General features: G+C 65.1%; 5 protein-coding genes. 2 read left to right on the top strand and 3 right to left on the bottom strand.

Annotated elements, in window-relative coordinates; all coding sequences use genetic code 11:
* Nucleotides 1–838: 838 nt before the first annotated feature.
* The 3 genes from AB0M80_RS42475 to AB0M80_RS42465 form a co-directional block, all read right to left on the bottom strand.
* On the bottom strand, nt 839–1,765 hold the full coding sequence (locus AB0M80_RS42475; RefSeq protein WP_364576222.1) for a hypothetical protein: 927 nt from the start codon (nt 1,763–1,765) through the stop codon (nt 839–841).
* Between the two features lie 336 nt (nt 1,766–2,101).
* Nucleotides 2,102–6,145, bottom strand: coding sequence for a caspase family protein (locus AB0M80_RS42470; protein ID WP_364576221.1), 4,044 nt, complete (start codon nt 6,143–6,145; stop codon nt 2,102–2,104).
* Nucleotides 6,135–6,998, bottom strand: coding sequence for a hypothetical protein (locus AB0M80_RS42465; RefSeq protein ID WP_364576220.1), 864 nt, complete (start codon nt 6,996–6,998; stop codon nt 6,135–6,137). The genes AB0M80_RS42470 and AB0M80_RS42465 overlap by 11 nt, the downstream gene beginning before the upstream one ends.
* A gap of 384 nt (nt 6,999–7,382) precedes the next feature.
* On the opposite strand from AB0M80_RS42465, the gene AB0M80_RS42460 reads away from it, so the two are divergent.
* Nucleotides 7,383–11,576 carry a caspase family protein gene (locus AB0M80_RS42460; RefSeq protein ID WP_364576219.1) on the top strand — a complete coding sequence of 1,398 codons (4,194 nt, stop codon included), beginning with the start codon at nt 7,383–7,385 and terminating at the stop codon, nt 11,574–11,576.
* Nucleotides 11,577–11,809: 233 nt separating this feature from the next.
* Nucleotides 11,810–15,476: caspase family protein (locus AB0M80_RS42455; protein ID WP_364576218.1), on the top strand; the 3,667-nt coding region annotated here is incomplete at its 3' end.

The raw sequence follows: 15,476 nt of genomic DNA, 5'->3' as shown, positions 1-15,476 counted from the left end.
ACCCAGCTCGCCTGCGCGGTGATCTGCTACCGCCGGGCTATCAAGCTGGACCTGCTCACCCACAACAACCCCAAATGAGACGTGGTCTAAGCCGCGTCGACCTCGGGAGGATCCCGCTACAGGGTCTGCGCTGGTCGGAGTCCACGCGGTGGCCGGACGAGTGGCTCGACCAGATCCATCGGGACTCAGTCGAACTTCGTCCCGGCCTTTACGAGATTCGCCAAGGTGGCGTCGACGTCGATCACCACGTCGAGACCCTGGTCTGACGGTCGGGGCGTGAGCGTCTACCCGACTGGCGGCGTCCTGATCCGGTCGGCGCCAGGCCGCCGCATTCATCCTCGACGCGCTGCGCGGGCGGTTCACCCGATCGCGGCTTCTTCGCCGGGCAATCCCTTTGGTACGGCGGCGACTTCGCCGACAGCCTCGCCGATAGGGCTGACCGGTGCTCCGCGCTCATCGCTATCATCAGTCTTGGCTGGTGCGACGCCGGGGGTTGGACGGGGTGGCGGCTGAACTCGCCGGACTACTGGGGTTGGCCCGAGATCGAATTGACCTGCGGGGGACGGGCGCGTCGTCCTACCGGTGCTCGTCGGCGGCCGGCTCCGGGTGCCGGTCCTCGCGGCAGACATGCTCCCGCCGTCGCCCGCTGCCCTGGAGGGCACGCCCTCAGCCTGCGGAGCAATTCCCAGCCGCGCGTGACGGCGCTGGCGACTTCCTCGGCGACGAACAGCTTCGCTGACCGGTGGCCGACCTGCGCCGGTTTACGTAATCACCTTTATAGGCATCTATCAAGCGTAAATTGAAATTGTAGTCCTCTCAGGTGGACACTGAAGGATAGCTAGTCATAATCCACTTCCGTGGCTGAAGATAAAAGGGTGGTTAGCATCTGTTCATGCTTACGAATTTCTTCTTTGTCGACTACTTCTGATATTCGACAATATTTCCGCCCGATATCTTTTATTGAGCTGCCGCTGTGCAACCATTTGCCGTCGAGTCGCAACCATCGGTCATGCACTAAATTTTGGGGAAGTTTCAGAAGTTTTGCATTGACGTCAACGGACTTGAGTGCTGCAACTTCGGCAAATGTACCAGGGTAGAACCTTTGACTGATAAAGACGAGGTCGACGTCTGGCTGGAGCCAAGTTGCGAGCCTAACTGTGTCGATGTCAATGTAGGGGTCTATCACGTATATGTTTTCTCTTGCGTTGGCAAACTCCTCCTTTAGTGCAGTCATTGTTCCGTCGGTTTCTCCTGGTGAGATAAGCCCGCGTAGCGGTCGGGGTGAATCTATCTGTCGATAGTCAATTCGTTCGCCAGCTTCGCGGGCAAGGAGATATGAGCGTGAAGTTGCGGGAGCAATAAGGGTTGTGCTGACTTCGCATGATCTCGCGTATCGCAGGAGTGGTGCGTAGGCAAAATCTGTTGTCACAACGACGAGGCGGTCGAATTCATTTGGATTCGACATCGCAGCCAGAGAATTCGTGGTTTCTGATTGCTGCAATCCGATGAAGTGCCACCAAAAATCGTGGATATCGACGTGAGTTCCCGGAGTTCCAATCTGAAGTATACAATTCGCCGCCTCCGACTGAAACTCTAGGACGGCAGCCTCGGTATAGAAATTATCTACCCAGGACAAGAATATTGTCGAATCTTTCCCGTACTTTCTGCGGAGAAACCTCAGTAGGTCGCCGATGCGTCTGCGCGCCGTCGCGTGGTTCAATGCTGCGAAGTTGCCTACATCTACAAAAGTGCAGGTACTGGTCATGGTGGCAGTGTATCCTGATCAGTGCATGGGCAAAGTTGATCTTAATTGCGGTGAGTATAACGAGTGACGTGGTCGTTGTGAACTGCGCCAGCCGTGTTGGGTTGTTCACGGTAGAACCAGCTCAGAATTCTGACGCAAAGTGAGTCTCATGCATAATGACTCTTATGCATGGGTGGCATGGCGCGCGCCGAGTCATACCTATGTTCCATAACTCGTGGTATGCGTTGTCGTCGGACGTAAGGGTCAACTTCAAACTGGGCAACGTTGCTGACGGCACAGAGTTTTTGGCGGTGCCGAGTCGCATTGGATAGTTAGCCGTGCTCATACCCCGCGGGATCAGTGTGTCGCAAGGCGGTCGAACACGATGATGTCCCAACCGGCCGCGATCATGAGCTCTCCGCTGGGCCCGAACGCTGCGGCGCTGATCCCGCGGAAGTCGAAGACGGCGACCTCGTCGCCGGTGGCGAGGTCCCAGACACGCGCGGCGTCGTCATGGCCGGCGGTGACTGCCACAGGGCGGCCGTGGAGCGTGCTGCAGGCCATAGCCTCGATCGGGCCGGGGTGGCCAGTGATAGTGGTGAGTTTTTCGCCGGTGGCGAGGTCCCAGACCTGTGCGGTGTCGTCGAGGCTGGCGGTGACGGCGACGGGGCGGTCGTTGAGGCTGGTGCAGGTCACCGCCTGCACCGAGCGGCTGTGGCCGGTGAAGGTGGTGAGTTTTTCGCCGGTGGCGAGGTCCCAGACCTGTGCGGTGTCGTCGAGGCTGGCGGTGACGGCGACGGGGCGGTCGTTGAGGCTGGTGCAGGTCACCGCCTGCACCGAGCGGCTGTGGCCGGTGAAGGTGGTGAGTTTTTCGCCGGTGGCGAGGTCCCAGACCTGTGCGGTGTCGTCGGAGCTGGCGGTGACGGCGACGGGGCGGTCGTCGAGGAGGGTGCAAGCCACCGCCAGCACCGGTCCGGTGTGGCCGGTGAAGGTGGTGAGCTGTTCGCCGGTGGCGAGGTCCCAGACCCGCGCGGTGCTGTCGAAGCCTGCGGTGACGGCGACCGGCCGACCGTCCAGCACACCGCTTGCCGCGGCCACGACCCAGGCAGAATGACCGGAGCTTGCGGGTGAATGAGCTGTGTCGATCAGAAAACGCCAGACCCGTACGGTTTTGTCGTCGCTGGCGGTGACGGCGACAGGGCGACTGTCGAGCCTGCTGCAGGCGACCGCCTGCACCGAGCGGCTGTGGCCGGTGAAGGTGGTGAGTTCCTCGCCGGTGGCGAGGTCCCAGACCCGCGCGGTGCCGTCGTCGCTGGCGGTGACGGCGACGGGGCGGTCGTCGAGGAGGGGGCAAGCCACCGCCAGCACCGGTCCGGTGTGGCCGGTGAAGGTGGTGAGCTGTTCGCCGGTGGCGAGGTCCCAGACCCGCGCGGTGTCGTCGAGGCTGGCGGTGACGGCGACAGGCCGGTCGCCGAGGAAGGTACAGGCCACCGCCTGCACCGCGTCGGTGAAGGTGGTGAGCTGTTCGCCGGTGGCGAGGTCCCAGACCCGCGCGATGCAGTCGCCGCCGGCGGTGACGGCGACGGGGCGGTCGTCGAGGAGGGTGCAGGCCACCGCCACTACCCAGCTGGTGTGGCCGGTGAAGGTGGTGAGTTGTTCGCCGGTGGCGAGGTCCCAGACCAGTGCGGTGTTGTCGTCGCTGGCGGTGACGGCGACGGGGCGGTCGTCGAGGAGGGTGCAGGCCACTGCGTGCACCAGATCGGTGTGGCCGGTGAAGGTGGTGAGTTCTTCGCCGGTGGCGAGGTCCCAGACCAGTGCGGTGTTGTCGTCGCCGGTGGTGACGGCGACGGGGCGGTCGTCGAGGAGGGTGCAGGCCACTGCGTGCACCAAGTCGGTGTGGCCGGTGAAGGTGGTGAGCCCTTCGCCAGTGGCCAGGTCCCAGACCTGCGCGGTGCCGTCGAAGCCGACGGTGACAGCGACCGGGCGGTCGTCGAGTGTGGCGCAGGCGACCGCCTCCACCGAGTTGATGTGGCCAGTGAAGGTGGCGTGGAGGGTGTGGTCGGCTTGCTGTCCGGTTGCCCAGCGCGGCTGCCAGGTCAGTGGTGCGGACAGGTCGTGTTGGAGTCGTGGGGCGCGGAAGCGGGCGGCGTCGGCGGCGAGGACCTGGCGACGCCGTAGAGGCGATAGGTGGCGATGGATGTCGGCGGTGCAGCGGTAGACCGCGGCGGTGAGCCTGCCGGTGTCGGTGCTGGTCCGGTGCAAGGCCAGCAGGAGCGCGTCAGGCTCGGCATACGCGAGGTAGTCAGCGTCGGGGATCAGGGTGTCGATCTCCTCTGCGAGGGCGGCGTGGGTAGCGAGGTGTCGCAAGGTGTACGGGTGGGCGCGAGGCCAGTCGCGATGGCCTTCGAGCGTGCGTGGTACGCGGGCGATCAGGACCTCGGCGATGGCGTTGTGGATGGCAGTGGCGTCGATGCCGTCGCGGAGGTGGTCGGCGAGGGCTTGGTGGTAGAGCCGGTAGGTAGAGCGACCGTCTTCGGTGGCTTCCACGACATAGGAGCCAGCATGTTCGCGTAGCCAGAGCAGGTCCTCGTCGGTGTAAGTAGTGCCAGCTGCGCGGGACGCGACGGCGGCCCAGATGTCTTCCCAGGGCAGTCCTTGGCCTTCGGCAAACGCAAGCGGGCGAAGCAGATCTCGGACTTTGGCGGCGTTGTCGCCGAGGCGAGTTTCAAGGTCCCGGTGCATCGCCTCACCGGGATAGGTCGGCAGCGAGCTGTGCCAGGCGGGATCGCTTGGGTCAGCGGCGTGGTCCTGGGCGGCGAGGGTGGCGCTGGTGATCCGCGCGACCAGGAACGAGGGGTGCGCGGCGGTGGCGACAGCGTCAGCCACGGCGCGCAGCAGCTCTGGTGACTGATCGCGGTAGGGGCTTTCGGGATGGGCCTCGAGCAGGCCGCGGGCGGAATAGGTGGTCAGGGCGAGCGGGTCGGCGTAGCGGTCGGCGTCCAGATCGATCGCCTCGTCGCGGCGCAGGCCGAGGCGGTCGAGCAGGAAGTCCCGGGTGCCTAGCAGCATCCGGAGCCGTCCTGCCGCGTGCTCGGCCAGCGGGCGCAGCAAGGTGCGGACGAGGTGGTCGGGGTCGCTGGCTTCGTCGAGGGCATCGATAAGCACCGTCAAGGGTGTGTCTCGACCGCTGAGGTCGTCGAGGAGCCGGCCGGGGGTGTCGGCGCGGGAGTGCATGGAGGCGCTGATCCCGGCCTGCACTTGGTCGGTGGTCAGGCTCTGCGCGTAGATCGCGACATCCACCGCCCCGATTTCCGGGACCGCGGCGGCGGGGAGCGCGAGGCTGTGCAGGGGAACCGTGGCCCGGCGCTTAGGGTGGGTGAGGGTGGCGATGAGGCCGAGGACGGCGGTTTTCCCGGATCCGGGGTTGCCGGTGACGACCTGCAGCGGCCGCGCCGGGTCGGGGTGCTGCAGCCAGGTGGTGATTTCGAGCAGTGCGGCGTGCCGGCCGGCGAACCACCAGCCGCCGGTGCCGTTGCTGCTGCCGCCCATCGCCCGCACCAGCAGCCGGGTCCGCAGCTCGGTGTCGCGGCGGTCGGCCTGGGCCTCGAACTCGCTGGCCTGCTGGATGGCCAGGTCGACCTCCGTCATCCGCGGGTCGTGGCGGGGGTTGGGCAGGAACGGCGGGACCTCGCCGGTCAGCCCGGTCACGCCGTACCCGATCGTCTGGTAGCCAGGCTTGTGAATGCTGGCGTTCATCGCGGTCACGAGCGCATCCAGCGGCAACGCCGCCGGGTTCGATCCGGCGGTCGGCAAGGCGTGGACTGCCTCGCGCAGCAGGCGCGGGAATGCGCCGGATTCGGCTTGCTGAGCTGGCTGGGAGGAGGTGATCACGGCCAGCCCGGATCCGGGTTCGTCGCCCCAGCTGTGGGTCGTCGCGGTGATGGCGGCGGCGGTGAGTTCGTTGCCGCCGTGGCCTGAGTAGCAGGTGTCCAGCATCAGCAGCACCCGCCGGACCCGGGTTTTCTGGAGCATTTTCTGAGCTAGCTGTGCGGTGCGCAGCGCGTCCTCGACGTCGTCGGGGTCGGTGTCGGCGGTCAGCAGGACGTGTTCGTGGGTGTCGCCGAGGACTTCGCCATGGCCGGTGATGTAGACGGCCAAGATGTCGTCCGGGTGCCGGGCTCTGTCGCGGCAGAAGGCGCGCAGCAGGCGGGTCAGCTGCTCTCTGGTTGGATCGAGGCCGAGAGTGTGGACGTGCTCGTAGCCGAGTTCGTCGGTGAACAGGGTGATGATCTGGTCGCGGGCCTCGACCAGGCCGGGCCTGTCCAGCTGCGGGGCGTTCGGGTGGTGGGCGATGGCGGTGGCGATCAGGTAGCGGCGCGGTCCTGGGGTGTCAGCAGGCATGCAGGCCGTCCGCGATCGCTCTTCCGGTGAGCTTGTCGGTGAGATAGGCGGTGACGGCGTGGGCGTGCGCGCCGTTGTGCACGACGGCGTTGACCATCCGCGTCCCGAATCGGGGCCGCAGGTCCTTTTCCAGCGCGACAACATCGCCATGGTCGGCGATGTTCGTCCAGGCCAGCTCGTCCGAGCCGGGCCAGGCGCCGAGCCCGTCACGGGGGGCCGGATCCAGCCGCCTGAAGATCAGGTTCGCGATCCCCAGCGGCGACCCCAGCGTCACCAGTGCCCGCACCTGATGGCCGGGCATCGCCGCGAGCGTCTCGTACGCGACCACCGATCCGAGCGAGTGCGCCACGACCACCTGGGTGTCCTCGGTGATCAGCTTCGCGACCGTGGCTCGCGCCACCTCCCGCAGGTTCGGGTCCTGCAGGTAGCGGCTGACCTGCTTGAGGTCGAACACCATCGCTCGCAACGCCAGGCCCCCAAAGAAACGGGAACGGGAGAGTTGCCGCAGCGCCGCCTGCACCGAGCCGGGCGCTCGCACGAGCGTGTCCGCCCCCGGCGGCGCGACCTTCGGATCCACACGTGCGGTCTCCCGCCACCACGCCAGCAGGAGGTCCTCCTCCAGACCGGCGTCGACGTCATTGGCGGTGAAGATGGGATCGCCGACGGCCAGGCGTTGCCCGGCCGGGCGGAACAGGTGCCCGTAGAACGCCATCACGACGTCGCTGGCGCTGACGGCGCCGGAATGGTCGGCGCGAGTGAGCCCGTCGAGCAGGGCCGGCCTCCAGTCACGGAGCAGAAGTTCCTCACCGGTGGCTTGCTGGCCGATGCCGTGCACGCAGACGATCCGCCCCACCATGTCTCCCCATACGAGAGCGCACCCCAGAATGGAGCACTACGGCTAGTGATCGTCGGTCGCGCTGGCCGCGTTCCCCCGCAGACCGCTGATCACCCGAATGGCCCATCGTTCCTGTGCGATCGAAGACTCTGCCGACCGCTCGCTTGGCCTACCTGAAGCGGCGGCCACAGGGGCCGTTATCGGCTGCGAGTGGACCCGACGATGTTGATTAGTCCGTTCGTGTGGTTGGGGTATGGAGCCGGAACGAGTGCGGCCACAGTCACGACGACAAGCTGAAGCGCGTGCAGAGATGATGTCTCTGGCTGGAGGGTGTGTGAGCTGGGCTCGATCGCTGCATGCGGTTCAGACGGCAAGGGATTGGCGCGGACACGGGAGGTCGAGGTGCGCGATGACCACGACCAGCCGCGCCGTTATTTGATCGCGACGGCGTTCGCACGGTATTGGAAAGCACCTCAGTGGGACCGGTCCGGACTGGTCGAGGCCCGTGAGCAAATCATCAGGCTCTTCACACGAGAGCTCGGCTACGAGCACGTCAGCGGACTCGGCTTGGACCCCGGCAAGGCGCAGTTGACCGATCAGCTGCGGGACTTCTGTCGCGACCCTGTGCGCCGTCCCGACGACTTGGTCGCTGTCTATATAGGCGGGCACGGTGAGGTTCTCGACGCGACCCGCGAGCACGTACTGCTCACCTCGGACACGGATCCGGACGACCTCGCACGGGCTCTGCCGACAGCAGAGTTAGCGCGCAGCATGCTGCTGGACACCGGCATCCGGCGTGTACTGCTGATGCTGGACACTTGCTACTCCGCGCACGGCGGGAACGAACTGACCGCAGCCGCGATCACCTCGATGACGAGTACCTGGGGCCACGGCGACGAGTCCGGCCTGGTCGTGATCGTTTCGGCCCACCCTGCAGAACAGGCCGAGACGGGCGCGTTCCCCCGGCTGTTGCAGACGGCCGTAGACGGATTGCCCGTCGCTGGCCACAACCCTGACTCACTGCCCTTGGACTCGGTAGTCAAGGCGATGAACGCCAACGCCGGCAAACCCAGCCACCAACACATCGGTATCACCCTGGTCGGGTTGACCGGCGAAATCCCGCCGTTTCTACCCAACCCGCGCCGGGACAGGCAGATGACCGAGGTCGATCTGGCCATTCAGCAGGCCGCCGAATGGCAAGCTCAAGGTGAACGCCGCGACGCCGAGCTTCGCACCCGGCTGCTGGTTCGTGCCATGGGTGGCCACGACGGGCGCAGTTGGTGGTTCGCTGGCCGGCACGAGGCCATACGCGACATCACAGCCTGGCTTCACACGCCGTCGCCGGACCGGCCTCTACTGGCAGTCACGGGCGACCCGGGGTCCGGCAAGACCGCGGTCCTCGGCCTGATCGCCGCGGTCACTCAACCGGACCGGCGCAACACCGTTCCGCTGCACGCTCTCGGGCTTCCTCCGGCAGCCGTGCCAGCGGTGGGCGCGGTCGACGTGGCGATCTACGCCCAAAGCCTGACCACTGAGCAGGTCTTGCGGGGCATCGCGGCTGCTGCCCAGGTGCACGCGGCGTCCCCTGGTCAGCTCCTAGACCAGCTCTCCGGCAGGCAAGCCCCGTTGACGGTGCTGATCGACGCGGTCGACGAGGCGGCCGACCCCGACCACCTTGCCCGCCGCCTGCTCCACCCACTTGTCGAACACGCCGCGGGCCGGTTGCGGTTTCTCTTAGGTACCCGTCCCTACCTGCTCGATCGGCTTGGTCAGCGGCGCGAGAACCCGGTCAATCTGGTCGACTTGGACGCCGACCGATACGCCGACCTCGGCGCCTTGACTGCCTACGCCGCTCGAGGCCTCCTCGACAGCAACTCCGCCAGCCCCTACCGACACGAATCACCGCAACTGCTTCGAGCCGTAGCCGACGCGGTCGCCGCAGCGGCTCACCCGTCATTCCTCGTCGCCCGCATCACCAGTACCACCCTCGCTGCACAGGACCGGGTCGCCGACCCTCATGCGCCTAGCTGGCGATCGAGCCTCCCGCGGTATCCGGGCGAGGCGATGCGCCGGGATCTCGAGATCCGGCTCGGCGACAACGCGGCGAGAGCCCGCGACCTGCTCCGCCCACTCGCCTTCGCCGAAGGCCAGGGACTGCCCTGGGAGGATATCTGGGCCGCCGTTGCGACCGAAGCCGCCGGAACGGCATACAGTGACGACGACCTGCTCTGGCTTCGCCGAACCGCCGGCTCCTACGTCGTCGAAGCCATCGAATCCGGTCGGTCCACCTACCGCCTCTACCACCAGGCCCTCGCCGAATACCTCCGGGCTGGCACTGATCCGGCGACCATGCAGCGCGCTATCGCCGCGGTTCTGGCAAAGCGGGTCCCCCGCAAACTGGACGGCTTGCGTGATTGGGCTCGCGCCCATCCCTACACGCTGCGCCATCTCGCCAGCCACGCCGCGGCCGCCGGCGAGCTGGACAGGCTCATCACCGACGCTGACTACCTCGTCAACGCCGAGCCAGAAACCCTCCTGCATGCTCTCCGGCTGACAACGGGCACGGAGAGCATGCTCATCGCCGCGATCTATCGCTGCTCCGCAGACCTGCACCGAACGCTACCTCCGCAACGGCGACGCCACGTTCTTTGCGTCGATGCCGCCCGATTCACCGCTACCCGGCTTCACCGAGAATTGTCCGCTTCGCTCGGTTGGCCGCCGCGGTGGGCTACCGGACAGCAGACCGACTACGCCCTTCGAACCAGTTTCAGCGAACACACCGGCCCGGTCAGCTGGGTTGCCTGCGGGTCCCTCGATGGCCGCTCGGTTGCAGTCACTGCCTGCGCCGATGGCGCTCGGGTTTGGAACCTGGCGACGGGGACGGAGATCGTCCGATCAGCCGGATTCGTCTCGGCACTTGCCGTTTCCTGGGAGGGCATCGCCGGCAGGCCCGTTGCGGTGAGCGGCGGGCAGCTTGGCGAAGTCCGCGTGTGGGACTTAGCGACCGCGAGATTGACCAGCACCTTCGGCGAACGTGCTCACCCGGTGGCCGCACTAGCTTGCGGCACGTTTCACGGCCGACCGTGTGTGGTGACCGGCAGCTGGGACGAGACCGCGCGCGCATGGGATTTGGAGTCCGGCGGAGAGATCTCCCAGTTCGCAGGACACACCGGGAAAGTGATCGCTGTGGCTTGCGGTGTACTCGATGGCCAGCCAGTCGCAGTGAGCGGCAGTTGGGACCGCACGGCGCGGGCCTGGGACCTCACGACGGGCTCGGAGATCAGCGCCTGCACCGGGCACGATGGTCCGGTCGATGCGGTCGCCTGGGGTGTACTGGCAGGCCAGGCTGTTGTCGTGACCGGCAGCCGGGATTACACCGCACGGGTGTGGAACCCGAAGACCGGCGAAGAGATCATCAGTTTCACCGGGCACATCGGCCACGTGGATGCCGTCGCCTGCGGTGAGCTCGACGGCCGGGCGGTGGTCGTGAGCGGAAGCCGCGACTTCACCGCACGGGTGTGGGATCTGGAGACCGCTTCGGAGATCGTCGCTTTCACCGGGCATTCCCGCTCGGTGATGGCCGTGGCGTACGGCGTACTCGAAGGCCAGTCTGTGGTGGTGACCGGAGGAGGTGACGCCACCGCCCGCGTCTGGCGCGTTGATATGCCGAGCTTCGATCGACCCAACAGGCGGGGACACCTCGGTGATATTGTCGCCCTGGCGATAGGGCAAGCCGACGGTCATCCGGTGGTGGTGACCGGAAGTTACGACGGCACCGCACGAGTACGGGATCTTACGACCGGCGAGGAGAGGCTGACTTTCGGCGGGCACAATGGTCCGGTCGATGCCGTGGCGTGTGGGGATCTCGACGGCCGGCCGGTTGCAGTGTCAGGCAGCTACGACGGGACAGCACGGGTATGGAATCCGGTCACCGGCGACGAAATTGTCGTCTTAGAGGACTGCGGTGGGGCGGTGGCAGCAGTCGCTTGCGGCAGGCTCGGTAGTCGCTTGGTCGTGGCTACGGGTACATATGAGGGTTCGGTGCGGGTGTGGGATCCGATGACCGGTAGTCGGCTTGTCTCCGTAGAAGAGGGCAGAAGTTCAGTGGGTGCCGTGGCGTGCGGGACGTTCGATGGGCGGTCGGTCGTCGTGACCGGCGGCGACGACAGGCGAGCCCGGGTGTGGGACCTCTCGACGGGGAAGAACGTCGTCACATTCGCGGGGCATCTCGGTTCGGTGACCGCTGTTACCTGTGGAGTACTGAACGGGCGACCAGTTGCAGTAACAGCAAGTAGTGATCGAACGGCCAAAGTGTGGGATCTGGTGACAGCGAGAGAACTCGTCAGTTTCGGCGAGCATGTAGGCGCGGTAGCCGCAGTGGCGAGCGGAACGATCGACGGCCGCGCAGTCGCTGTCACCACCGGCGCAGATCAGACAGTGCGGCTGTGGGATCTCGCGACAGCGGTTGAGAATGGCGTCTTCGATCACCAGTGCGTCGGCCCGGTCGCGTTCGGCCCGACGGGCGAGATAGTCATCGCGAGCGGCTGGGATCTCGTGGTGCTGGAAAGGCGGCATTTTCGGCTGGCTGAGGAATAGCGTGCTGGCTGGAGATGCGGATTTTCACGATCGCATAAGGCAAGACGTCAATCTGCGCCGACGACGATCCATGGTCTTTGCTAGGCGTCCTGCATCAGAGGTAAATCTCGGGACGAACTCCAAAGGGGTGCCCACTATGAACGGGTGTGACTCGGACGTAGATACCTACGCACACGACGCCAAAGCTCATCCCACCGAGAAGGTCACGCGGGCGGTCATCTATGGGGGACGTCATGCACAGTGAGTACGACAACGCTGATGAGTACTCCGGTCACCGGTTCTTGATAGCCACGGCGATCGCCCATCATCAATATGCACCCGAGTGGGATCGGCCAGGCCTAGTCGAGGCCCGCAACGAAATTATCGACCTGTTCACTAAAAAACTGGGCTACCAGCACATCAGTGACTTGGGTTTGGATCCCAACAAGACCCAGCTTACCTCGCAACTGAGGCGGTTCTGTCGTGAAGCGCGGCCCGACGACCTACTCGCTGTCTACATCGCTGGACACGGCGAGATCCTCGACGACGGCGAGCACGTGCTGCTGACCAATGACACTGACCCTGATGACATCGAGGATGCTCTGCTCACTGCCGAGCTGGCTCGCAAGATGTTATCCGGCACCAATATCCGACGCGTGTTGCTGATGTTGGACACCTGCTACGCTGGTCGCGGTGGCAATGATCTGACTCAAGCAGCTCTCACACGAATGACTGAGCACTGGCAGGGTAGCCCGAATACCGGACTTGTGGTCCTCACGTCAGCGCAACCGGCCGAGCAAGCCCAGGTCGGGGCATTCCCTCAGTTGCTGCGCGCGGCCATCGAAAACCTGGCGACAGCAGGTTACGCGCCAAAGGTGTTGCCCTTAGATGCGGTAATTACGGCGATGAACTCCGACGACGACAAGCCACCGTTTCAGACTATCACGTCCACCTTGGCGCAATTGACCGGTCGAGTGCCGCCATTTCTACTCAACACGCGCCACAACCCGCAGATGACAGAAGTGGACTTGGCTATCCAACAGGCCAGCCAGTGGGACGCCGATAGCGAGCGACGCGATATCGAGTTCCGCACCCAGCTGCTAGTGCGCGCAATGGGCGGCCATGACACCTCACAGGGTTGGTGGTTTGCCGGCAGGCAGGCCGCGCTACTGGACATCACCAGTTGGCTGCACCATATCGATCCCGCGCAGCCGATGTTGGCAGTCACCGCCGACCCCGGGTCGGGGAAGACCGCAGTCTTGGGCCTGATCGCCACCCTGACCCACTCCGAACGTCGGGCTACGGTGCCTCTTCATACGCTGGGCCTGCCCAGCGCAGCCATCCCCGCACCCAACGCGGTCGATGTCGTTATCTATGCCCAAAAGCTGACCACAGATCAGGTGTTTCAGGGCATCACCGCGGCCGCCCAGGTTCGCGCCGGCACCGTGGGCGAATTCATAGCGCGTCTCGGCGATCGTCCCTCGCCGCTGACGGTCCTTATCGACGCCTTGGATGAAGCGGCCGACCCCGACCAATTGTGTCGCAAATTGCTCGCGCCGTTGGCCGAACATGCTCAAGGTCGGCTTCGACTGTTGGTAGGCACTCGCCCACACTTGCTGGCCGCTTTAGCGCTACGCCGCGAAGACAATATCGATCTGGACGCGCCCCGCTACGCTGACATCGACGCTCTGACCAACTACGCAGCCCGCGGGTTGCTCGAAGCTTCAATCGACAGTCCCTATCCCGGCCAGGAACCGGAGGTGATCCGGGCGGTGGCACGTGCGGTCGCCCAGGCGTCAGATCCCTCGTTTCTGGTCGCGCGCATCACCAGCGCCGCTCTGGCTGCCGATCCGGCAATTCCTGATCCGAACAGCCAAGATTGGCGACGGGCGCTACCCCGACTACCTGCTCAGGCCATGCGTCGGGATCTGGAGACACGACTCGGCGAGAACGCGAGTAAAGTACGGGATCTGTTGCGGCCCCTGGCGTTCGCCGAAGGTCAGGGTCTGCCGTGGGAAGACTTATGGGCGCCGTTAGCCTCCAGCATCGCCGGATTGACCTACACTGACGATGACCTGTTGTGGTTGAGGAGTCACGCAGGTTCCTACGTCATCGAAGCTGTGGAAGCGGGCCGGTCAGCCTACCGGCTGTATCACCAGGCGCTGGCTGAGCACTTGCGCGACGGCAGCAACGAGGGCGCGATTCACCGCGCCTTCACTCAGGTGCTGCGCTCTCGAGTACCAGTCCGCATAGACGGCACGCGGGACTGGACGCGAGCTCATCCCTACATTCTGCGCCACCTGGCCACTCACGCCGCTCGCTGCGGTCAACTCGATGAGTTGATCAGTGACGTCAACTATCTAGTCTTCGCATACCCGAATGAACTACTGCCCGCATTGCACAGTGCTACCACTGAGAAAGGCCGCCTGACGTGCGCGATTTATCGCGCCTCCGCCGCCATTCATAGTCACCTCCCGCCAAGCCGGCGACGCCATGCGCTGGCCACCGACGCTGCACGATTTGCAGCTGCGCAGCAACAGCACGCCCTAGCAGAGCCATTGCAGTGGCCGCCTCGTTGGGCCACAGGACAACAAATTAGTCCGGCCCTGCATACAACTCTGACCGGCCACGAGAATCCGGTGAACGCCATAGCGTGCGCTGACCTCAACGAAATACCTGTTTGTATCACCAGCAGCGATAACGAACTGACGCGCGTCTGGGACCTGGCGACCGGTGGTTTGCAGGCGACGCTGACTGGCCACGAGGATTCGGTGACGGCGGTGACGTCCATCAGTGTTGCCGGGACGCCGACCGCTGTAACCGGGAGTAGTGACCGGACCGTACGGATGTGGGACTTGGCGACGGGTAGATTGCGAGCCACCCTGACTGGCCACGAGGATTTGGTGACGGCGGTGGCGTGCGCGAATGTGGGTGGGGTGCCGGTCGCTGTCAGCGGCAGCTATGACCGGACTGTGCGGATCTGGGATCTGACGACCGGTACGCACCGGGCCACCCTGACCGGCCACGACTACCCGGTGTACGCGGTGGCGTGCGCGAATGTGGGTGGGGTGCCGGTCGCTGTCAGCGGCAGCTATGACCGGACTGTGCGGATCTGGGATCTGACGACCGGTACGCACCGGGCCACCCTGACCGGCCACGACTACCCGGTGAACGCGGTGGCGTGCGCGAATGTGGGTGGGGTGCCGGTCGCTGTCAGCGGCAGCAGCGACCAGACTGTGCGGATCTGGGATCTGACGACCGGTACGCACCGGGCCACCCTGACCGGCCACGAGAACTCGGTGAACGCGGTGGCGTGCGCGAATGTGGGTGGGGTGCCGGTCGCTGTCAGCGGCAGCAGCGACCGAACCGTGCGGATTTGGGATCTAGCGACTGGAAGTTTGCGGGCCATTCTGACCGGCCACGAGCAATCGGTGAACGCGGTGGCGTGTAGCAGCCTAGATCAGACACCCATAACCATTACCGGCAGCGGCGATCAGACGGTACGAATTTGGCACCTACCTATTGGAGTCGGTCACCGGGTCACAGCTGCCGGTCATACCAGTGACGTAACCGCAGCGGCATGCACGTTTATCGGCGCCCATGCAGTAATTGTCTCTGGCAGTGACGACCAGACTGTGCGGATTTGGGACCTGACTACCGGTAGCTTGCGGGCCACTTTGATCGGCCACGAGAACCTGGTAACGACAGTGGCGTGCGGTAGTTTGAGCGGGGCGCCGATCGCTGTCAGCGGCAGCTATGACCGGACTGTGCGGATTTGGGACCTGGCGACTGGTAGTTTGCGGGCCATTTTGACCGGCCACGAGGATGTGGTGACGGCGGTGGCGTGTACGAGTCTGAATGGGGAGCCGGTGGCGGTGACTGGCAGCAGTGACCGGACTGTGCGGATTTGGGACCTGGCGA

It is taken from the genome of Amycolatopsis sp. NPDC051045, from assembly GCF_040682955.1.
Lineage (GTDB): Bacteria > Actinomycetota > Actinomycetes > Mycobacteriales > Pseudonocardiaceae > Amycolatopsis.
Note: the sequence above shows the minus strand (reverse complement) of the source record. Positions and strands in the feature narration are given on the sequence as shown.